Raw genomic sequence first — 19,547 nt, forward strand, 5'->3', positions numbered from 1 at the left:
TTTCGGCGGCACTGTGCGGACGCGCAGTCCGCAGGCGGGTGGTCAGCGCAGCCGGCTACAGGTGAAGTCCGACGTGGTTCACGATGAACCGCTTCCCGTCGGGATCGAGGGCGAAGTAAATCCGTCCGACCTCGTTGGGCGGCACGTTGTCCCGGACCTTGATGTGCCCCAGTCCATCCCAGCGCGGGTTGCCGTCGAACGCGAAGTAGCGCTTATCTTTGTCCTTGCTGAGCTTCTCGTCGTTGGGCGCGTACTTCAGCCCGTGGTTATCGCAGAACCATTGGGTCAGCCTCGGCATCCTGCCGGGCTTGGTGTAGAGAGCCATCGCGGCCTGCGCGAGAGCGGTCAACTGGTCGGTCATCTCCTGGCGGTACGGGTAACGAGACTCCTTCCACGCGCGTGCCGCTCTCGGCGTGAACACGATGTGCTGCTCCGACGCCTCGGTGAGGGCCTCGAACGTGGGTCGCGCGTCCGTGGCCCCCAGGATCGGGATCGCGCTCCAGACGTCGAGCGCCGCCTTCTGTCCGCTCCCGCCCTTCGACAGGTCCAAGTACTGGCCCTTCCAGTAGTCGCGGTCCTGGCGCAGTGTCTTGGCGTCAGCGGCCTCGGACTGGGCCTTGTCGCGATCCTCCACGTAGCTCTGCGCGAGGTCCTGCCAGGTCTTGACCTGCTTCAGAAGATCCTGCACCCGGTCGTTCAGCACGCTGAGCTGACCGGCCTTGTCGTCGGCGGCCTGCGCGCGGGACAGCTGCTCCGCCGCCCGGCGTGCAGCCGCCCGGTATGAGGCTTGCCGGGCCCGCTCCCACGCGCTGTCGGTACCCCGGGCAATCACGGAGAGGTGACCGAGCGAGGGCATCAGCCGACCTTCCACGAAGGACGCTTCGCACACCTCCTCACGCGAGTACGTGGGATGCTCGAGACCGAGGTCGGGCCAGACCAGCACGGCGCCGCCGCTGGGGACGGCCAGTTGGCCGTGCACCCGGCGGACCGCTTGCACGGTCAGGTAGTTCAGGGTCACCACCTGGGCGAGTCCGGCGAGTTGGCCCGAGGCATCGGCCGCCGTGTTCCATGTCGCCTGGTCCCGGGGTTGTACCAGGAGGATGGGCAGGCGCGTGCTGAGCGCGAGGGAGTCGAGGAGCACGGCCGCGCTCTGTTCGTCCCGGATTCGCTCGTACCGCCCGGTGGCGACCTGGCCCAGCACCCGTACCTCAAGTCCGGGATCCCTGAGCACCTCCCGCAGCAGGTTGGGGCGCTTGAGCCGCGGGTCCCGCACCGGAGCGATCCAGCCGTCGGGTATCTCCCGGCCCATGACGACCCTGAGTCCGCCACCGCCCTCCTCCGCCCGGGAGACCGTGATGCGCGTAACGAACTCGGCCGGGCTGCCGTCGGACAGCGGCTGGCGGATGGTCGTGCGCAGGGCGTGTGTGCGCTCATCCCCCAGCACCTCCCAGCTCACCGTGCGATCACCGTGGCCGGGGATCCTTCCGGGGAGCACCGCCCGGCCGTCCCGGTCGAGATCGGCCAGGGACGGCGCCGGGGCGCGTCCGCGGTCACAGAGCCAGTCGGCGAGATGACGACGCAGACGCTGATAGACGTGGTCCGGTTGCTCCTGGGCGGATTGGGCGTCGAAACTGACGGCATACAGCGGCTGCACGGTGGCTCCCCTCACCCCGGATGCCCTGTGCAGCGGACCGGGTCCCCCACCGAACACGGTCAGGGCACCGCTCGGAGAGCCACCGTAATACCGCCCCGACGAAGTTCCCAAGGTCCTGGGTGCGCTCCGATCCGGGCGTTCGGGCAGCCGAACGCTGCCTGTTCAGGTTCAGACGGCCCCGGCGGCCGATCTTGTGCCGTCAGGTCCGGGGAGCTGTCGCGCACTCGGCCCAGACCGTCTTGCCGGGGCCGAGGCGGTCGCGTACGCCCCAGTCCGCGGCGAGCGCGTCGACGAGGAGCAGGCCGCGACCGCTGTTGTCGTCCGTATCGGGGGTGCGGCTGCGTCGGCTGGGCGGAATGGGTGTCGGTCACCTCGATCCGGACGACGCCCCGGTTCTCGTCGTGGGAGAGGAAGAGGGCGAAGTCCCGCCCCGGAACGCGGCCGTGGAGTACGGCGTTCGCCGCGAGTTCGGCGACGACGAGGATGACGGTGTCGTGTGCCTCGGTGCCGTGCGGGTGACCCCACTCGGTGAGCTGGTACGCGGTGAGCAGCCGGGCGAGGCGGGCGCCGCGGCGGGTGGCGGAGAAGCGCTGGGTGAACGTGCGGGCCGGGTGGGGCTCTGGGTGCGGGGGACTGACATGGCGGCCACCCTGCCGAGAGGTGACGGACCGTCGGCAGGTCCGGCACCGATACAGATCGCGTTCCCAAACCCACCCGCAGTCCTCCGCCTCGCGACCGCGGGCCTCGCCGAACTCCACGACGAATGGCCTTCTCCCGCCGTTACGTCTCCAACGAGAGCATGGACGCCCTCTACCCCCGACACCCCGACCGTCCTGCCGACCACATCCAACGACTGATCGCCTACACCACCAGAAGGACATCACCCAGCCCACGGCCGCGTAGATCATAGGCCGACGCCAGTCACCCGGCTCCCAAGCCGCGTGATCTCACTGGCTGCGAACCCGCTCGTGAAACGCGCGTTTCCCTTCACACAGGGCAGACCACCGATGCGCGCACATCAGCCCACACCGCGCTCGTACGCCGTGCGCTAGCCGAAAGAGTCCCTACGAGCAGTGGTAGCCCTCTGGGACTTTTCTGGGACTTTCGGCTTCATCAACCAGCACGAACGTGAAACAACTGAAAGACCATTCTCCCAGGTCAGCGACCGAATCCCTCTCATCGCCGCAGGTCACCGCGCTGGCCGGTCTCTCCCGGGACATCTGAAAGCCTCCGGAAGAAGCGCCGCCACCCCCTGCTGACCTGCGTAGAAGCGAAGTGAGGGGAGGTGGCGGCGCCTCTGAGACTTTGTGGCCGGTGCTGCGCACCCTCGTCGGCCGCACCGTGCGCGCCGTACGGGAAGACGCCTTCCCCCGGCTCGCCTCCCGCGCCCGGGCAGCCGCGTGACGGACGTGCCGGAGCTGCGCACACGGCTCCTGGCAGATATGGTCACGCCCGGCTCCCCGTATCCGCCGGTCCCCACCGGTGGGTACGCCGTGCGGGCACACCGCCTCGTGAACCGCCCCGGCCAGGACCTCGATGACGCCGCCATCGCCGCTCTCCGCTCCTGGGCCGTGGAGCGGGCCGACGGCCTCGCGGCCCGCATCCCCGAAGAGGCCGATGTCCCGGACATCGAATGCCAGCGCGGGCATTCGAGAACGTCCGACCGTCGAGCTGGAACACGAAAACGCGCACCGGGCATAAGACTTCACCTTCTCGACGGCGTTCAGGAAACGTCAAGTAAAGGATGCCGTCCGGTAGTTGCAGAAGACGGTCCACCCATTGACGACCGCCTCCGCAGCGGCCACCTTGATGGCGAAACGAATCCCGTTCGATCTCGAAAGCTGGAATGCCCATGAGAAGAACGAGGCACAGGGTCGCCTTCGTCGCGGTTGTCGCGGCTGTCACCGCAGCAGTCTCCGTCTGGCCCGCGCCGGAATCCGCGCAGGCGTTTCCCCCTGCCCCGAAGCAGACGGTGCTGAACTATCTCCGCTCCATTTCCGGAAACCACATCGTCTCCGGTCAGCACAACAAAGAGCCGGCTTCCGCACCCGGGCAGTACACGCAGCAGGTCAAGGACGTGACCGGGCAGTACCCCGGTCTGTGGGGCGGTGACCTGATGTTCGACGCCGCCGATGTGGCCAACCGCCAGCGGGTGGTCGACCAGGCGAGGACCGAGTGGGCGAACGGCTCGCTGGTCACCCTCACTTGGCACGTCTGCCCTCCGACAGGCGGGAGCAGTTGCGCGTTCGAGGGCGGTGTGAAGTCGAACATTTCCCACGCCCAGTTCTCGCAGATCCTCACCGAGGGAAGCGCCCTGAACAACGCCTGGAAGCGACGCCTCGACGAAGTCGTCCCCTATCTGCAGCAGTTGAAGAACGCGGGCGTTCCGGTGCTCTTCCGGCCGCTGCACGAGATGAACGAGTCGTGGAACTGGTGGGGAAACCGTCCCGGAGCGAACGGCAGTGCGCGCCTCTACCAGATCACCCGTGACTACCTCGCCGGGGCCAAGGGGCTGGACAATCTGATCTGGGTGTGGAACGTGCAGGACAATCCGGCGGGCGGCTGGAGCGACTACTACCCGGGCAACCAGTACGTGGATGTCGTCTCGCTGGACGTCTGGTACAAGAATCACCCCAGTTCCGCCGACTACCAGCAGATGCAGAGCATTGCAGGGACAAAACCCATGGCCATTGCGGAGATGGGCAAAGTACCGAACGCCGCACTGCTCAACAGTCAGACCAGGTGGGCGTGGTTCATGATGTGGTCGGAACAACTGCGGGGGAACAACACGAACGCCGAGATCCAGGCGGCGTACTTCCACCCCCGTGTGCTGAACCAGGGTGAGGTCGTGCTGCCCTGACGCCCGGAGCGGGCGCTGCGCGGCCGAGCCTGCCGGGGGTGCGCCGGTCACAGCCAGCCGTGAAGCGCCCGGAGGAACCCGGCTGGATCATCACGGTGGACGGTGTGCCCAGCACCGTCCACCGTGCGTACATGCCAGCCGCGGCGGCTCAGCGTCATGGCGTGAGTCGCCGAGATCCGGACACCTCAACAAGACCAAGACCGTCCCACGCCAACCGAAGAAGAGCGCGGCCATGAAGCCGAGACAGCTACCGGTGGGTTACTTGTTCCCTGGTGTCCGGGCTAGGACTCCGGCGCCAAGCAGTGACGGAGTCGGCTCACGACGAGTCGCCCGTTCCCAAGGAGGTCCCGTGCAGTCAGGACACCGGTACGGCACCGCCGCCCGGCCCTTCCCCACCGCCGTCCTCGTGCTGGTCGTCGCCAGTGCCGCCCGGTGGGCGCCGAGGCCGTCGCGGCCCCGGTCACGCCACCGGCGGGACCCGTCGGCGTGCCGTGCGACGGCGAGAAGATGACCAGGAGGAGACGCGCGGGGGCCGGTGGGGTGACGTCCCGGACGCCTTGCCGGTCATCTGACCCCACTACGGTGTCGCAGTGGCCGTGAACCGATCCGATTCCGTCGCCGTGGAGGCGAGGACGCGGCGCCCCGCGCGCTGAGGTGCTCGGCGGGAACGGGGCCGGCACGGGGCCGGCCCATCCGTTCCCCTGCGGCCCGGAGCCGTACCTCCCCGGCCGGGCGGACAGCCGACCGCCGGGCGCTGAGGGGGCGATCGCCCCGGACCGTGTCGTGCCCGTCCCGCCGGGGGAGGCCCGGGGCGGTCCGCACCCGGCACCGCGCCCCGGCCGCAGGGCGCCGCGAGTGTGCGGCCGCCATGCGGCAGACAACCGTGAGACCGAAGGAGAACGAGCAATGTCACGGCAGAACAGGCCGGTCGGCGGCGAGTCCGCCCGTCCGGCCGGCACCGACGGCGGGTCACCGGTCCGTCGCGCGGTGGTGCTGTCCCCGGTGGGCGACGACGTGGAGCAGGCCGTGCTGCGGCCCGCCCCGCGCCGCGACGCGGCCACCGCGAGCGCCACCGCCGCCGCCGAAGGCGCCGCGAGGGCCGACGGGACCGGCCGGGGCGGGACGGAAACCCCCTCCACCGCCACCGCCACCGCCACGGCCGGGGCCGGGGCCGGGGCCGGGGCCGGGACGGCCTCGGCCGCGAACGGGCCGGAGGCGCGGGAAGGGGCCGCGGAACCGGGCACGGACCGCGGGGAACGGCCGGAGACGGCGGCGAGCACCGCCACGTCGGCCCGCACCGCAGCCTCCTCGTCCGGACTGGCTGCCGCACTCGGCGGCGCCCGCGGGGCCGGGAGGGAAAGCGGCGACGGCGACGGCGCGCCGGGACGGCCGAAGGCCCCCGTGCTGGCCGCCGCGGGGATTGCCGGGGTGATCCTGCTCGCCGTACCGCTGCTGGTCATGGCCGGTGACGACCGCGACGAGCGCCCCGGGGGACGAGCCGACGCGGCTGCCGACTCCCGGGCGCTGCTCGACGGTCAGGAGGAACAGCAGCAGCCGGGCGTCTATGCCGCGGAGCCCTCGAAGGACGACGCTCCGGCGGACTCGTCGAAGGGCGGGGAAGGCGGCGACGAGAAGGACGGGAGGAAGACGGAGGACGGGAGGAGGGCGGAGGACGGCAAGGAGGAGGCGAAGGACGACGGCAAGGCGTCCCCGGACGGCTCCGGCTCCGTCACCGGCGCAAGCCCGCAGGCCGTCACGGAGGGGAGGAAGGAGGAGGACGCGGCGAAGGAGCCGGTCCGGCAGGCCGAGAGGAAGGCGGACACGACGGTCACCGTCGCCACCGCCCGGATCGTCAGCGCCGACACCGGCAAGTGCCTCACCGCGAGCTCCCGCAGGGCCGGGGCGGAGCTGGCCATCCAGCCCTGTGGAGCCTCGGCAGGCACCCAGACCTGGTCCTTCCACGACACCGACAGGACCCTGCGCATCGGTGAGGACCTGTGCATGGGGCTGGACGGCGGGTCGGTGGAGAAGGAAACGGCCGTCCTGCTGCAGCGGTGCGACGGGTCGAGCGGACAGAAGTTCAAGATCAACAGCACCGAGGACCTGGTGTCGCTCAAGGCCGGCGACAAGTGCGTCGACGTGTGGTGGGGCAAGGAGGCCGACGGCACGCCGGTCAAGCTGTGGCCCTGCACCGGCACCGCCAACCAGACCTGGCGGCGCGGCTGATCCCGTCCCCCGGGCGCTCCCGCGCCGGTGACTCCTCACCGCCGCGGACCGGCGCCGTACGGGGTGCCGTGAGGCACCCTCCGGCTGCGGGGAGACGGATGCACGTCCGTGGCGCGACCGGGTCGTTCCGGACGGGGGCACCCGGAGGCGCCGGCCGAACCACCAGGAACGAACAGAGTCCGACGAGGTCATTGCTTCGTTTGTGTCCGAGTCCCAGGGTGTGGCTGACTTGGTAGTCGCTCCGTCACCAGCAGTTGTGATCCCCTCCTGCCGCGACGCCGTTCCTTCGGCGGCGCGTCGAGGAGGAGTCCGACGTGCTCTCAGTCCGTGCAGTGCTCTGTCGTACCGAGGAAGGCCACGGTCATGCCGCACCCGCACACGTCCCCCGCCGGCCGGTCCCCCCACGGGGGACCGCCGGTCGTCAGCCGCCGGCGCCTCCTGGAGTCCGGCGCCGCCGTGCTCGGCGCCCTCGCCCTGTCCGCTTCGCCCGTCGTCGCGCACGCGGCCGGCCGGCCGGCGGGCAGCGGCCGACGCGCCCCCGGAGTGGAACGGCTTCGGCGTCTTCCGGCTCGGCACCCAGCCGCCGCACACCACGCTCATGCCGTACGCGGACGTGCGCCAGGCCCTCGCCGCCGACCGCACCCGCTCGCCCTACCGGATCGGCCTCGACGGCACCTGGAAGTTCGCCTACGCGGCCCCGTAGTCCTAGCTCGGACACCAGGGAGCAAGTAACCCACCGGTAGCTTTCAGTGGATCACATCTCTTGAAGCCCTGGCGAAGTAGCCCAGCCTCAGCAAGATCAATCTCAGCGGCGCTTTCTGTACCGCAACCACTCACACCCGGACCTCCGACGGGAGCTGACGTACGACGGGACGCGGGCCGCCGAGGCCAGGGGCAGCAGGGGCGGGCGCCGCCCCGCCGTGGCGGCCGAGAAGACCGAAGCCGTACGCACCGCGTACCTGGAGGGGCGCCGGCGTCGGTCAGCGAGAAACGCCTCAGCAGGTCGTCCGCGATCTCGCCCGGGTTCTCGAGGTGGCGCAGCCTGGCGACGAGCACGAGGTTCTCGCGACCGCTGAGGATCTCGTCGACGGCCGCGAACTGTCCGGTGAGGCTGATGGACTCCCGCACCTCGGCCGGTTGCGCGGCGACGTCGAAGCCATGGACGGTGGCCGTTCCCCGGCCGGCCTTCAGAAGTGTGGCGAGGATCTTCACGGTCGTGGTTTTGCCCGCCCCGTTGGAGCCGAGCAGGGCGAAGACGCTGCCCCGCGCCACGTCGAAGTCCACGCCGCGCAGCACGTCGAGCTTCCCGTAGGACTTCTCGAGCCCCTGCACGCGCATCGCCGGATCGATGAGGGATCGAGCTGTCATGGTCGTCCGCCTCCTCCTCCGTGAAGCTGTTCCCGGCGGCTGCCGGGAAGCTCCTGCCGGAAGGATGGAGGGTTGACCCGGCGTCAAGGTCAAGCCTGCCGCGACCACAGCGCTCCGAGCGCTGACGCGGGCCGTGCCGTGCTCCGTGCCGCCGGGGACATCGCAGCACTGCCGAGGCCGGTGTCCGGCCGCGGCTGCACGCCGCCCCGCTGGCCGGACCGCGCCGCGCCGATCTGCTGGACCTGGACGGCTGCACCGTGGACGGGTCCCACGTCCGGGGCGTCAGGGGGACCGCATGGGGCCCTCGCCCGCCGATCGTGCCCGCCCCGGCTCCGGGCATCACCTGATCGTCGACCGTCACGGGACCCCGCTCACCGATGGCAACCGGCATGACGTCACCCAGCTCCTGCCGCTGCCGGACGCGGTCCCGCCCATCAGGGGCCTGCGGGGCTCCCCCGCCACAAGCCCCGGTCCCGGCGCCGGCTGTCCTCGGCCCTCTCGGCGGCTCCGTGCCCCGCCGTCCGGGCGCGGCAGGCAGCCGGCGCCGACCGGTTCTGTCGGCTCAGCGCCGCTGCTGGGCGCCCTGAAGGGCCTGGTCGGTCATGTCGGCCACCTGGCCGGCCGGCGGGGCCTCGGCATCGACCTCGGTGCCGAAGTCCGAGAACTCCAGCACCGTTTTCATCTTGAGCTGCTGGGCCGCCGCGCTGCTGCCCGCCTGGGCCGAGGCGGAGGCCGGGGCCTTGACGGTCATGTCGATCTGCTGGCGGCGCAGCCGGCCCTCGTCGTCGAGCCAGACCTGCATCGGCAGCGTCGGGCCGAGCTGCTTGCTCATCTGCGCACCGTTCGGCAGCTTGGACACGTCCACGGAGACCTTGTAGTGCGTCGTGTCGGTCCCGCCGATCTCCTCGGTGCCCACCTTGGTGACGCCCTTGTCGGTGATCGCCTTGGCGTAGGCGGCGGTCTGGGCCGGGTCGCCGATCTGCTGGTTGCCCAGGTCCTGCTGTGCGGCGACCTTCTCCAGGTCGATCTTGATCCAGGGCTTGCCGCCCGGCGCTTCCTGGCCGGGCATCTTCTGGTAGAGAACCTGGTCGACCACGCGTTGCTCGATGCTCTTGTCCTGCGCGGTGACGGTCATGACGCTGTCGCCTTCGTCCAGAGCGATGACGCCCTTGCCCTGGGTGGTGACCGTCCTGCCCTCCGCCGAGAGCTGCGTCCTGATCGTCATCCGCGCCGACTCGGCCTCGGCCGTCTTGTCGTAGGCCGCTCGCACCTCCGCCGTGCCCTGCTCCTGGGCGCCGGCGCTCCTGCTCGCGTTCGGCGACTTGCCGTCCCCTCCGGCCTCCGCATCGCTGCCGCCACCACAGCCCGACAGGACAACGCTCCCTGTCACCGCGGCAACCACGACCACGCTGGTCCTCGTCCCCCTGAATCGCATGCGAGTCCTCTCTCTCCTCAACGAGTGCCGGCCACTGTCACACCGCGCCGGTTCACTGAGCCGAGTGTCCCGACGGTCCGTCAACACACCTGTTTATGAGGCAAGTTGCGGATGAGTGACGAATCCTGCCGGGCGAGACCGCGCCGGCGCCGCTGTCCGACCGAGCCGTGTGCGGCACGGCCGGCCCCTCGGTCCGGCCGTGGACGGCTCAGCCGTCGGGCAGACTCCGCACGACGTACGTCATGTGCTGGAGGTTCCCCGCTCGCAGCCACTCCGTGAACCCGCCCACACCCTTGCCGGTGGTCAGCGGGCCGTTCGCGCAGTCCCTCAGCCAGGCCTCGCCCGCCCCGGCTCCTGCTCCCCTGAACTCGGGCAGCTCGGTGATCCGGCGGGCCGCGGCGCGGTTGACGGCGATCCGGTCCGGCCCGTGTGCCAGCGTCTTGACGACGACGTACGAGCTCCCGGTGGTGTAACGGAGCGTTCCCCAGGACGGACCGCCCTTCCTGCCGGGCTCCAGGGGCTGCGCGAGGGCGGCGGGTCGCTGCACACCGTAGTCGCCGTGGCCGAGCCGCGGGACGTACGCCCGTCCCGTCGCGCGCGCCTCGTGCCACATGCGCCATTCCGCCCGCGAGACCTCGACCGGCCCGTCCTCCAGCATGCCGGCACCGACCCGTGCGCATCCCTCCCCTCAGGGTCCGTTCCTCCCGGAACGCTTGGAAAGAGGGCCGTTTCGGCCCGCGTGGCCGATGCGGCACGTCCGGGGGCGGCTCCTGTGGTTGTGTGCCGGCCCGGCACCCGGACCGGAGGAGGAGCCGATGGGCAGCGCGCCCGTTCCCCTCCAGGCGTACGAGGCAGGCACGTACCTGCACGGCACGGAGGCGGACCTCGCTCCGGGGGATCCGTCGGTCCCCGGCCTCCGCCGCCGGGCGTCGCCACGATCCTGGACCGACACGCGTCCGGCAGTGCTCCGTCACCGTTCCCCGCGCCTCTGATTGGGCGCGGGAACAGTCCCGCCCTGCGCCCCCTCCGCCTCTGGTTGACTCCGCGGCCACCCGTGTCGGCCTGTGTGAGCGGAGTTGTCTTGGAGTCTTACGGAGCGGAGCCGTGGCGGCAGGAGCCGCCGGTGCAGGTGGAGGAGGCGCGGCTGGGGGTGGGGCTGCGGGTCGGGCTCCGGGTCGCGGGGGTGTGGCTGCTGTACGTGGCGGGCGGTGCGCTCCTGCCCGGCCCGTACGGCACCGACGTCCTCGGGGGCGTGACTCTCGGGGCCGTGCTGGCCCTGGTGCCGCTCGGCGTCGGCCTGCACGGGGTCGTCGCGCACGGGCGGCGGGCCGACCGGGTCGCCGTGGACACGGACGACCGGAGGTGGTCATGAGCACGCTGCTCGACTCCTCCTCGCGCTCCCTCGTCTTCGCCGTGTTCTCGGTGTTCGTCGTCATCTGCCTGATGCTGTGCGTGATCACGGGGGCCGACGAGGACGACCGCGCCCTCATCCGGTCCGACAGCCGGCGGCTGCGGTCCTGGCAGCAGGGCATCGCGATGGGCGGCGACACCACCACCGTGGCGACCGTCACCGTGCTGGTGGGCATGGTCGCCACGACCGGGTTCGACGGGCTCGGCGTCATGCTGGGCAGCCTGGTCGGCGTCCTCCTCTTCCTCGTGCTCGTCATCGAACCGCTCCGTGCGCACGCCACGCTGACCACGCCGGACCTGCTGGACGCGCGCGGCAGCGGCGGGTCCGCGGTGCGGACGGCATGGGGTGCGGTGACGCTGCTGGTCTGTTTCCCGCTGCTCGTGGTGCAGTTGGTGGTGGTCGGGAACGTGGCCGCCGCCCTGCTCGGGCAGCCCGGCACCCGTACCGGCTGCATCGTCGTCATCGGGTGTGTGATGACCGCGCTGGCCGTCAGCGGCGGCATCCGGGGCACGGGGGTGGTGATGATCGCCAAGTCGGTGATCGCGCTGCCCGTGCTGCTGGTCGCCGCGGCCCTGGTCGTGTACCGCTTCGGCGGGGACCTCGGCCGGCTGCTCGACGCGGCCGCGCTCGGCTCGGGGACGGGCGAGGCGTTCCTGCGCCCGGGCGGCTACACCGGTGACGGGTGGGTCGGGGCGGTGAACCGGGTCGGGCAGACCTTCGGCATGACGATGGCCACGCTGGCCATGCCCGCCGTGCTCATGCGGGCCATCGCGACGAAGAGCCCGCGCGGGGCGCGGACGGCCGGCCGCTGGATGCTCGGCGAGCTCGTGGTGCTCTACGGGGCTCTCGCCGTCGTCGGTCTCGGCGCCGCGGCGCTGGCCGGCGGGGCGCTGCGGGAGGCGGGTCCGGCGGCGCAGGTGTTCACGCCGCTGCTGCTCGGGCGCGCGCTGGACGGCGGCGGCGTCCTCGTCGCGGCCCTCGCCTGCGTCCTCTTCCTCACCGCGCTGGCCGCCGTCGTGGACGTCACCCTCGCCGCCGGCATCACCCTGGGCCGTGACGTGCTGGCCGCCTCCGGCCGGCGACGGGAGGGGCGGGTGGACGGCACCGCGTCGCGGTGGGCCGCCGCGCTGACCGGGCTGGCCGCCGCGGCCGTGGCCGTCGTCTGCGCCGACTGGAACCTGGTCGTCGTCTCCACGCTCTGGCTCGCCCTCTGCGGCGCCGCCCTCGCACCGGTCCTGCTGTACGCCCTGTACTGGCCCGGATTCACCGCCCGCGGCGCGCTGTGGTGCCTGTGGGGGGCCACGGCGGTGACCGTCGCGGCGCTCGCTCTGTCGCCGTACGCGTCCGGCACGCCGGAGTCGATCGTGCCGGGGCACGACTTCCGGCTCTGGGACGTGACGATCCCGGGCCTGGTGACGATCCCGGCCGGATTCCTGCTGGGCTGGCTGGGCAGCGTCACGGACCGCCGGCGGCGCCCGGCGGGCGACGACACCGTTCGGACGTCCTCGCCGCGCGCCGCCCACCGATGATTTCCGGCGGACGGCACGGTCATACCCGGTACACGGACCGACACCCGAGGAGGACCCCATGTCCCGGAAGATCGTCGCCAGCCTGTTCATCTCGCTCGACGGCGTCGTCGAGGCTCCCGACCAGTGGCACTTCCCGTACTTCAACGACGAGATGGGCGCGGCCGTCGACGCGGGTCTGCGCACCGCGGACACCATGCTCTTCGGCCGCGTGACGTACGACAGCTTCGCCGGCGCCTGGCCGGAGCGGGAGGCGGCGGGCGCCGAGGACGCGGGCTTCGCCAAGCAGCTCGGCGACATGCGGAAGATCGTGTTCTCGCGCAGCCCGCTCGACTTCCGGTGGCGCAACAGCGAGCAGGCGCGGGGCGACGTCGCCGAGGTCGCCGCCGCGCTGAAGGACGAGCCGGGCGGGGACATCGCGCTGAGCGGCTCCGTCTCGATCGTCCGGCAGCTGCTGGCCGCGGGCCTCCTCGACGAACTGCACCTCCTCGTCCACCCCATCGCCGTCCGCAAGGGCATGCGCCTGTTCGACGAGGGCGAGCCGTCGGTCCCGCTGCGGCTGCTGACGTCGGAGACGTTCGGCACGGGGGTGCTGCATCTGGTGTACGGGCCGGACGCGGCGCCGCCGACGGGGGGTTACGAGGAGGCGGTCGCCGCGCTCGGGGAGTGAGGGGGGCGTGGTGTCACCAGTTCTTGTACCGGACGTCGCCGAGGCCGCAGAAGGCGCATCCGGGGCTCAGGAAGTCCTGGGTGCGGCGGAACTCCTCGTCGGCCAGATGCCACCGGAGCCAGGCGGTGATGACGTGCCGGCCGTTGCGGGTGGCGAGGATGTGGTCGGTGTCGTCGAGGACGGTGAACCACACCGGCACGTCGGTGCCCGCGTAGTCGCGTTCCATGTTCGCGGTGGCGAAGTCCTCGTCACCGCCGATGTAGAGGGCCGGGTTGCGGAGGCTGTCGGGGCCGTTGCCGTCGAACGAGCCGCCGGCCACGTGGACGGTGGTCTCCAGCCGCGGCTCGTCGGCCACGTCGAACGTGCCGAGGGACCCGCGGGAGTGGCCGCCGAAAGCGACCTCGGAGAGGTCGAGGTCTCCGTACAGCGGGCCGGCCGGACTGGCGTTCCGGTCCTCCAGCCAGTCGAGGGCGTCGATCATGTAGGCGCCGTTGCTGGAGGAGGCCTCGCTGTAGACGACGAACCCGTGCGAGGCCCACAGGCGCAGCATGTCCTCGTAGTCGGCGGGGTCGGATCCCGCGCCCGGGCCCCAGACGAAGACCGGATGGTCCACGCCGTCGCGGCCGGCGTCGGCCGGGTACACCAGCCAGCCGTCGTCGTCGGGACCGGCGGACTCGTCGACGGTCACCGCGTACGGACCGGGCTCGGTGACGTCGTCCACCGGGGGCAGCGACCCGGTCGGCGGGTCGGTCGGGCCCCCGCCGTCTTCGGCCTCGATCAGCACGTCGTCGACGGTCAGGGTCTCCAGGAGGCTGTTCGCGTCCAGCGAGAACCTCAGCCGCAGGTCACCGTTCTCGGCGGAGTCCGGCAGGGGGAACGACACCGCGCCCGCGGCGGTGCGCGCCGATTCCAGCGTGGTGAACGGGCCGCCGCCGACCGAGTAGGCCACGGTGAAGGTCTCACCGAGGTCCAGCCCCGATGCCACCCGGGTGTAGGACAGGGTCAGGTCGTCGTATCCGGTCGGGTCGATGGGTGCGGACACGATGGACGAGTCCGAGGACAGTGACCCGCTGAGGCGGGCCCCGTACGTTCCGGTCCTGACGGAACCGGAAGCGGTGAAAGTGCCGAGCCCGTCGGAGAAGTCCTCGCTGTAGACGGGCGTGGCGGCGGAGGCGGGGGCTGTCGTCACACCCGCGGTTCCCAGGGCCATGACGCCGACGGCCGCGGCGCCGCATAAACGCAGGCGCCCGCTGACATGAGACATGTCCGATATCCCTTCTGGTCACGCCGGTCGACCACGTCGGCACACCGTGCCGGTCGCGCGCGTCACAGCCGCTCCCGGTCCTGGTCCCGGTCGATCCCTGCGGTCGTCGCAGGACCGGCTCGTACCGAGTCAAGCGAGCAACCGGGCAGGGGGCATCGGTGAAATCACCGGCCTGGCCGAAGCGTGCGGACGGGGCCGGTGCGCGGGCGGGCCAGTCGGCACGGCCGGCGCACCGGCCCTCCGGTCATGGGCCCGGGAGGCCGAACGCCGGTGTCCGGTCCTGGAGCGATCCCCGCTCGCAAGACCCCACGCCCCGAGAGCCACAGTGGCTGTGCTTGGCTGGTGGCCTCCCTCAGTGGCCACCAGGAGCAGGCCACCGCTCAACCTAGGAACAACGCACCCGTGCGTGATCTCGGCGACCGTTTCATCAACCGCGCGGCCCTCGGCTACGGCCCCACGAACGAGACCAAGGACTCCCGGACGCGGTGAGGGCGTGCCGTCCGTTGCTCCAGCGGACGGCACCCCCTCAAGCCGCTCAGTGTTCCGACGCGAACCGTACGAACTGTCCCCAGCCTTCGCGGCCGACGGCGAAGGCGGGGCGGGCCACGTCCTTGGAGTCCCGTACGTGGATGACCTGCTCAGTGACGGCGACCTCCACACAGTCGTCGCCCGAGCTGCCGCTGTAGCTGGACTTGAACCAGGCGAGTTCCGTCGTCCTCATGCCTCTCCTCGCAGTCGCTCTAGCAAGGCCCGGGAGTCTTGGGGATGCAAGGCCTGCGACCGCAGTGTGTCATAGCGCTGTTGGAGAACTCTCACCTCTTTCGGGTCACCGATCAGCCGCCCGCTCTCCTGCCCCTCCGAGTAGGCGAGTCGGCGCCCTTCCGGGGTCTCCAGTAGGCGCAGGGGCCCGTCAACGCACGAGTGATACTCGGCCGCCAACGGCATGATCTGCAAGGTCACATGGCGAGGCACCGTGTGCTCCAGAACGTGGTCCAGTTGTTCGCGCCACACGTCGGCACCGCCCAGCCTTCGCCGCAGGACCGCTTCCTCGACGATGAAGTGAAATGGAACTGTGGGGCGCTCATGCAGCATCCGCTGACGCTCCATCCTTGCCTCGACCTGAGCCTCCAACTGCTCATCCGTCAGCAGCGGAATACGGTTCTCGAAGAGCGCCCGCGCATACCCCTCCGACTGCAACAGCCCTGGCACCAGCCGGCACTCGTACGTGCACAGGCTCACCGCCTCCCGCTCCAGCCGGGCCCATCGCCGGAACCACGCCGCCAGCCCCGCCTCCCCCCGCGTCAGATGCCGCGCGGCCCTCCGCAGCGCGCCCGTGTTGCCCAGCGCCTCCTCCGCGCGCTCCACGAACGCCTCGTCCGGCATGCGGCGTCCCAACTCCACCGACTCGACCGTGTGTTTGGAGTACTGGACGAGGGCGGCCAGCTCGGCCCTGCTGAGCCCGGCGTGTTCCCGCAGCGCCTGGACGAACGCCCCGAACGTCCGCAGGCTGTCCGACGGATGCGGCTCCCGCTCCCACTCCCCCGCCGCGACCGCCCGCGTGCCGGAGCTCCCGGCCGCCTCCCCCTCGACCTCGACCACGTCCATCCGCCGCCCCTTTCCTCGCCTCCGGACCGCGCTCCAGGGCGGCTCCTCACACCGCCCGCGCACGCCCTCAGCCTGACGGATCATCAGACGTACCGTCCACTCTTCGTGTCCGTACGCTGACTCAGCGTACGGGGTGCCAGACTCGTCCCCGCCCCCGTCCGACCGTCACCCTGAGGTCACGGAGAGCCGGGAGGAACCGCCCGTGTCCACCGCTGACCTGAGGAAACGCCTGGACGGTCACCTCCCCTCCCGTGCACTCCCGCCCGCCGCGGGCGGCGGCGGCCGGACCCGGCCGTATCGGACGAGCTGGAAGGTGCAGTCATGCAGAACGGAACCAACCTGTACGCGCTCGACATCAGCGGGGCCTCCTTCACGAAGGCGTGCGGCGGCCCCTGCACCGAGGGGTGCGTGACGCTGGCACGGATCGGTGAGGACGCCTGGGCGCTGGGCGACAGCAAGCGGCCGGAAGCGCAGCCGCTGCGGTTCACCACGGAGGAGTTGGACGCCGCCGGTATCGACCCGGCGCGCTTCGGCCTCGGCGCCTGACCTCTCCCTCCCCTCCCTTCCCACCGCCGGCCGGACCGGGCCCGCCCGTGTCCGGCCGGCGCTTCTCGAAGCGGGAACAGCCATGCACCACCACGCCTACCTCTGGACCGGCCCGAAGGCGCGCTTCGACGACGAGGCGCTGCGGCGGCCCCCGCACCCCGATCCGCCCCCGGCCGGGAGCAGGCCGGAACTGATCGAGCGCTACCGCCTGGTGGCCGCGGAGTTCCGCACGTCGGACCTCCCGCCCCTGGAGACGGCGTACTGGCTCGTCAAGCCGCGCTCGATGGTGCGGGGCACCTGGGAGGAGGCGAAGGAGGCGGCGGCCTGGCTGGGTGAGCGGCTGGCCGAGTACGCCCCCCGGTTCGCCGCGGAGCACGACCGGGACACCGCGCGTCTGTCCCGGCTGGTGGACGCCGCCATCGAACGTCTGCACGCGGGCGGCGATGTGTCGTACGGCCGCTACCTCGAACGGCCCTCGTACCTCACCCTGGCCGTGGTCACGTGCTCCCCGAACCGCGCGGTTCCCGAACTGGCGTGCCCGGTGGCGTAGTCGGCGGTCCGGACGCGTCGCCGGATCCCGTGGGCGCCGGTCACCACGCGGCGACCGGTGCGTCGCTTCCGTGCCGCCGCCAGGCCTCGTCGAGACGCGCGAGCCGGTCCGCGGCGGCGATGCCGCACAGGGACGCGACCCTGCCGTCCCTGACGTCGAACGCCACGGTGCCCACGACCCGGTCGTCGACCACGGCCAGGACCGCCGGGGAGCCGTTGACCACCGCGATGTGGAACACGGGCGAGCCGCCGGCCAGCCGTCGCTTCACCGGCGTGGGCCTGAACCCCGCCCGCACGTAGGAGGCGACGCGCTCGCGCGTCGTGAACCGCAGCAGCCGCTTGGCCCGCCCTGCACCGTCCGAGACCGCCGTCACGTCGTCGGTGAGCAGCGCGACCAGCCGCTCGGTGCGCCCCGACGTGGCGGCGGCGAGGAACTCCTCGACGACCCGGCGCGCGGACGCGGGGTCCACCTCCTCGCTGCCGCGGCGGCGCCCGGCGGCGACCCGGACCCGGGCCCGGTGGGCATGCTGCTGGCTCGCGGACTCGGTGACGTCGAGGATCCGGGCGATCTCGGCATGGCTGTACGAGAAGGCCTCGCGCAGGACGTAGACGGCCCGCTCGACCGGTGAGAGGCGCTCCATGAGGGTCAGGACGGCCAGGGACACCGATGCGCGCTGCTCGACGAGGTCGGCGGGGCCGAGCATCGGGTCGCCCTCCAGGAGCGGTTCGGGCAGCCAGGCGCCGGCCGCGCGCTCGTGGCGCGCCTGCGCCGAGCGGAGCCGGTCGAGGCAGAGGTGGGTGACGACCTTGGTCAGCCACGCCTCCGGTACCTCGATCCGTTCGCGGTCCGCGTCCTGCCAGCGCAGGAACGCGTCCTGCACGACGTCCTCGGCGTCGGCGGCCGAGCCGAGCAGGCGGTACGCCAGCGAGGCCAGTCGGCCCCGGCCGGCCTCGAAGCGTTCGACGGCTGCGCTGTCCATGTGCGGCCGCCTAGGCGGCGGCCCTCGCGCCGGCGTGGTCGGACGCACCGGCCGGGTCGGGCACGGTGGCCAGGCGGCGCCTGCGCTTCGGCATGCCGAAGGTCGGGTGAGCGACGCCCCACCCGGCCCCCTTGAGCACGCCCGACTTGATCCGCGCGGCGGTCCGGCCGCCCAGGTACCAGGACTTCGGCCGGACGTCGCCGTCCACCACCTGGATGATCGCGTCCCGCCGCCCGAGACTGATGTGGTTGCCGTGGTACTTCAGGCCGGTGACCGGGATCTCGCCGCCCGTCAGGCGCGCGACGATCGCGGCGGTCGCCTGTGTGGCGGTGGCGCCGGCCGAGGCGCAGGACATCGGCAGCGGCCGGCCGTTCTCGCCGATCGCGTGGACGCAGTCGCCGGCGGCGTAGACGTCCGGGTGCGAGAGGGAGCGCATGGTGCGGTCGACGACGATCTGCCCGGTTCCGGCGATCTCCAGGCCGCTTGCGGCGGCGAGGGGGTGCACGGCGAACCCGGCCGACCACACGGTCACGTCGGCCGGGACGGACGTGCCGTCGGCGGCGATCACCCGCGTCGGCTCGACGGCTTCGACGGCGGTGTGCGCGTGGACGGTGACGCCGAGCCGGCCGAAGGCCCGGCGCAGGTGACAGCGGGCCTTCGGGGAGAGCCGGGCGCCCGGCTCGCCGCGGGCGGCGAGCGCGACCGAGAGGTCGGGGCGGGACTCGGCGATCTCGGCGGCGGTCTCGATGCCGGTCAGCCCTTCGCCGACGACCAGCACGGTGCCGCCCGCGCGCAGACCGGCCAGGCGTTCGCGCAGCCGCAGCGCCGAGGACAGGCCGGTCACGTCGTGGGCGTGCTCGGCCGCGCCGGGGACGCCGTGGTGGGCGACGGAACTGCCGAGCGTGTAGAGGAGCGTGTCGTACGCGAGTTCGCCGTCGCCGTCCTCGCCGGTGACGGCGACGGTCCTGTGGTCGGGGTCGACACCGGTGACGCGGGCCAGGCGCAGCCGCACCCCGGTGCCCGCGAACAGGTCGGCGAGCTTGCGGGACCCGATGTCCTGGCCGCTCGCGAGCTGGTGGAGCCGCATCCGCTCGACGAAGTCGGGCGCGGCGTTGACGACGGTGATCTCGGTGTCCGCGGGGGAGAGCCGGCGGGCCAGGTTCCCGGCGGCGAAGGCCCCGGCGTATCCGGCGCCGAGGACGACGATGCGGTGCTTCATGGCGATGCTCCTGCCTGTCTCGTTCGCGTGCCCCTTGAACGGGACGGCGTCCCGGTTCCTGACAGCATTCGAGTGTGACGTGGGTCACCAAACTGGGACGGGCGGCCGGACCCCGGGCGGGCGCCCGGGCCCGTTCCGGGTGGCCACGACGGGGCGACGGCCGATCACGGATCGAGAGGACCCGCCCCCCGGTCGCCACCACACCCGTGCTCCCCGCCCGGTGCCGCGGAAGGC

General features: G+C 71.9%; 16 protein-coding genes and 3 pseudogenes. 9 read left to right on the forward strand and 10 right to left on the reverse strand.

The window, feature by feature from the left end:
- Positions 1 to 55: 55 nt before the first annotated feature.
- A complete protein-coding gene (locus tag ACIQ8B_RS14790; RefSeq protein ID WP_403547010.1) occupies positions 56 to 1,654 on the reverse strand; it encodes a hypothetical protein in 1,599 nt (532 codons plus the stop codon).
- Positions 1,655 to 1,853: 199 nt separating this feature from the next.
- Positions 1,854 to 2,349, reverse strand: a pseudogene (locus tag ACIQ8B_RS14795) (ATP-binding protein).
- 1,277 nt (positions 2,350 to 3,626) lie between these two features.
- On the opposite strand from ACIQ8B_RS14795, the gene ACIQ8B_RS14800 reads away from it, so the two are divergent.
- The 3 genes and pseudogenes from ACIQ8B_RS14800 to ACIQ8B_RS14810 form a co-directional block, all read left to right on the forward strand.
- On the forward strand, positions 3,627 to 4,514 hold the full coding sequence (locus ACIQ8B_RS14800) for a glycosyl hydrolase (protein ID WP_403547012.1): 888 nt from the start codon (positions 3,627 to 3,629) through the stop codon (positions 4,512 to 4,514).
- A gap of 906 nt (positions 4,515 to 5,420) precedes the next feature.
- Entirely contained in the window at positions 5,421 to 6,740 is a 1,320-nt protein-coding gene (locus ACIQ8B_RS14805) for a ricin-type beta-trefoil lectin domain protein (protein ID WP_403547014.1), read from the forward strand.
- A 363-nt stretch (positions 6,741 to 7,103) separates the two neighbouring features.
- Positions 7,104 to 7,434, forward strand: a pseudogene (locus ACIQ8B_RS14810) (hypothetical protein); the annotation flags it as partial.
- Between the two features lie 11 nt (positions 7,435 to 7,445).
- On the opposite strand, the gene ACIQ8B_RS14815 reads toward ACIQ8B_RS14810, so the two are convergent.
- Positions 7,446 to 8,108 carry an ATP-binding cassette domain-containing protein gene (locus tag ACIQ8B_RS14815; RefSeq protein WP_403547016.1) on the reverse strand — a complete coding sequence of 221 codons (663 nt, stop codon included), beginning with the start codon at positions 8,106 to 8,108 and terminating at the stop codon, positions 7,446 to 7,448.
- 161 nt (positions 8,109 to 8,269) lie between these two features.
- On the opposite strand from ACIQ8B_RS14815, the pseudogene ACIQ8B_RS14820 reads away from it, so the two are divergent.
- A pseudogene (locus tag ACIQ8B_RS14820) lies at positions 8,270 to 8,577 on the forward strand (IS5/IS1182 family transposase); the annotation flags it as partial.
- Between the two features lie 93 nt (positions 8,578 to 8,670).
- On the opposite strand, the gene ACIQ8B_RS14825 reads toward ACIQ8B_RS14820, so the two are convergent.
- Together ACIQ8B_RS14825 and ACIQ8B_RS14830 are read right to left on the reverse strand one after the other, a co-directional pair.
- Positions 8,671 to 9,498, reverse strand: coding sequence for a hypothetical protein (locus ACIQ8B_RS14825; RefSeq protein WP_403547018.1), 828 nt, complete (start codon positions 9,496 to 9,498; stop codon positions 8,671 to 8,673).
- Positions 9,499 to 9,751: 253 nt separating this feature from the next.
- A complete protein-coding gene (locus ACIQ8B_RS14830) occupies positions 9,752 to 10,201 on the reverse strand; it encodes a hypothetical protein (protein ID WP_403547020.1) in 450 nt (149 codons plus the stop codon).
- A 423-nt stretch (positions 10,202 to 10,624) separates the two neighbouring features.
- On the opposite strand from ACIQ8B_RS14830, the gene ACIQ8B_RS14835 reads away from it, so the two are divergent.
- Genes ACIQ8B_RS14835 through ACIQ8B_RS14845 form a run of 3 tightly spaced genes read left to right on the forward strand, consistent with a single transcriptional unit; the run spans position 10,625 to position 13,150 of the window.
- Positions 10,625 to 10,915, forward strand: coding sequence for a hypothetical protein (locus tag ACIQ8B_RS14835; protein WP_290003876.1), 291 nt, complete (start codon positions 10,625 to 10,627; stop codon positions 10,913 to 10,915).
- On the forward strand, positions 10,912 to 12,483 hold the full coding sequence (locus ACIQ8B_RS14840; protein WP_403547022.1) for a transporter: 1,572 nt from the start codon (positions 10,912 to 10,914) through the stop codon (positions 12,481 to 12,483). The genes ACIQ8B_RS14835 and ACIQ8B_RS14840 overlap by 4 nt, the downstream gene beginning before the upstream one ends.
- A 58-nt stretch (positions 12,484 to 12,541) precedes the next feature.
- Positions 12,542 to 13,150 (forward strand): dihydrofolate reductase family protein, encoded by a 609-nt coding sequence (locus tag ACIQ8B_RS14845; protein ID WP_290003883.1) that lies wholly within the window; start codon positions 12,542 to 12,544, stop codon positions 13,148 to 13,150.
- Positions 13,151 to 13,163: 13 nt separating this feature from the next.
- Here the strand turns inward: ACIQ8B_RS14845 and ACIQ8B_RS14850 are convergent, their stop codons facing one another.
- From ACIQ8B_RS14850 to ACIQ8B_RS14860, 3 genes are all read right to left on the reverse strand, one after another.
- Positions 13,164 to 14,339: a hypothetical protein gene (locus tag ACIQ8B_RS14850; RefSeq protein ID WP_403547024.1), complete on the reverse strand. Its 1,176-nt coding sequence runs from the start codon at positions 14,337 to 14,339 to the stop codon at positions 13,164 to 13,166.
- Between the two features lie 610 nt (positions 14,340 to 14,949).
- On the reverse strand, positions 14,950 to 15,135 hold the full coding sequence (locus ACIQ8B_RS14855) for a DUF397 domain-containing protein (RefSeq protein WP_403547026.1): 186 nt from the start codon (positions 15,133 to 15,135) through the stop codon (positions 14,950 to 14,952).
- The gene (locus ACIQ8B_RS14860; RefSeq protein ID WP_290003898.1) at positions 15,132 to 16,019 is read right to left on the reverse strand and encodes a helix-turn-helix transcriptional regulator; all 888 of its coding nucleotides are present in this window, start codon (positions 16,017 to 16,019) and stop codon (positions 15,132 to 15,134) included. Before ACIQ8B_RS14860 ends, ACIQ8B_RS14855 begins: the two co-directional genes overlap by 4 nt.
- A 321-nt stretch (positions 16,020 to 16,340) precedes the next feature.
- Here ACIQ8B_RS14860 and ACIQ8B_RS14865 point away from each other — a divergent pair, with 321 nt between their 5' ends.
- The gene (locus tag ACIQ8B_RS14865; protein WP_106411957.1) at positions 16,341 to 16,565 is read left to right on the forward strand and encodes a DUF397 domain-containing protein; all 225 of its coding nucleotides are present in this window, start codon (positions 16,341 to 16,343) and stop codon (positions 16,563 to 16,565) included.
- An 82-nt stretch (positions 16,566 to 16,647) separates the two neighbouring features.
- The gene (locus tag ACIQ8B_RS14870) at positions 16,648 to 17,115 is read left to right on the forward strand and encodes a hypothetical protein (protein ID WP_403547029.1); all 468 of its coding nucleotides are present in this window, start codon (positions 16,648 to 16,650) and stop codon (positions 17,113 to 17,115) included.
- 40 nt (positions 17,116 to 17,155) lie between these two features.
- Here ACIQ8B_RS14870 and ACIQ8B_RS14875 read toward each other — a convergent pair whose 3' ends face one another.
- Both ACIQ8B_RS14875 and ACIQ8B_RS14880 read right to left on the reverse strand, forming a co-directional pair.
- Positions 17,156 to 18,094: a sigma-70 family RNA polymerase sigma factor gene (locus ACIQ8B_RS14875; RefSeq protein ID WP_403547031.1), complete on the reverse strand. Its 939-nt coding sequence runs from the start codon at positions 18,092 to 18,094 to the stop codon at positions 17,156 to 17,158.
- A gap of 10 nt (positions 18,095 to 18,104) precedes the next feature.
- The gene (locus ACIQ8B_RS14880) at positions 18,105 to 19,313 is read right to left on the reverse strand and encodes an NAD(P)/FAD-dependent oxidoreductase (protein ID WP_403547033.1); all 1,209 of its coding nucleotides are present in this window, start codon (positions 19,311 to 19,313) and stop codon (positions 18,105 to 18,107) included.
- Between the last annotated feature and the right edge of the window lie 234 nt (positions 19,314 to 19,547).

It is taken from the genome of Streptomyces sp. NPDC096105, assembly GCF_044763335.1.
Lineage (GTDB): Bacteria > Actinomycetota > Actinomycetes > Streptomycetales > Streptomycetaceae > Streptomyces.

Coding starts and splice junctions, on each gene's coding strand:
- ACIQ8B_RS14805 (WP_403547014.1), top strand. CDS start 5,421: ATGTCACGGCAGAACAGGCCGGTCGGCGGCGAGTCCGCCCGTCCGGCC.
- ACIQ8B_RS14815 (WP_403547016.1), bottom strand. CDS start 8,108: ATGACAGCTCGATCCCTCATCGATCCGGCGATGCGCGTGCAGGGGCTC.
- ACIQ8B_RS14830 (WP_403547020.1), bottom strand. CDS start 10,201: ATGCTGGAGGACGGGCCGGTCGAGGTCTCGCGGGCGGAATGGCGCATG.
- ACIQ8B_RS14840 (WP_403547022.1), top strand. CDS start 10,912: ATGAGCACGCTGCTCGACTCCTCCTCGCGCTCCCTCGTCTTCGCCGTG.
- ACIQ8B_RS14845 (WP_290003883.1), top strand. CDS start 12,542: ATGTCCCGGAAGATCGTCGCCAGCCTGTTCATCTCGCTCGACGGCGTC.
- ACIQ8B_RS14855 (WP_403547026.1), bottom strand. CDS start 15,135: ATGAGGACGACGGAACTCGCCTGGTTCAAGTCCAGCTACAGCGGCAGC.
- ACIQ8B_RS14860 (WP_290003898.1), bottom strand. CDS start 16,019: ATGGACGTGGTCGAGGTCGAGGGGGAGGCGGCCGGGAGCTCCGGCACG.
- ACIQ8B_RS14865 (WP_106411957.1), top strand. CDS start 16,341: ATGCAGAACGGAACCAACCTGTACGCGCTCGACATCAGCGGGGCCTCC.
- ACIQ8B_RS14870 (WP_403547029.1), top strand. CDS start 16,648: ATGCACCACCACGCCTACCTCTGGACCGGCCCGAAGGCGCGCTTCGAC.
- ACIQ8B_RS14875 (WP_403547031.1), bottom strand. CDS start 18,094: ATGGACAGCGCAGCCGTCGAACGCTTCGAGGCCGGCCGGGGCCGACTG.
- ACIQ8B_RS14880 (WP_403547033.1), bottom strand. CDS start 19,313: ATGAAGCACCGCATCGTCGTCCTCGGCGCCGGATACGCCGGGGCCTTC.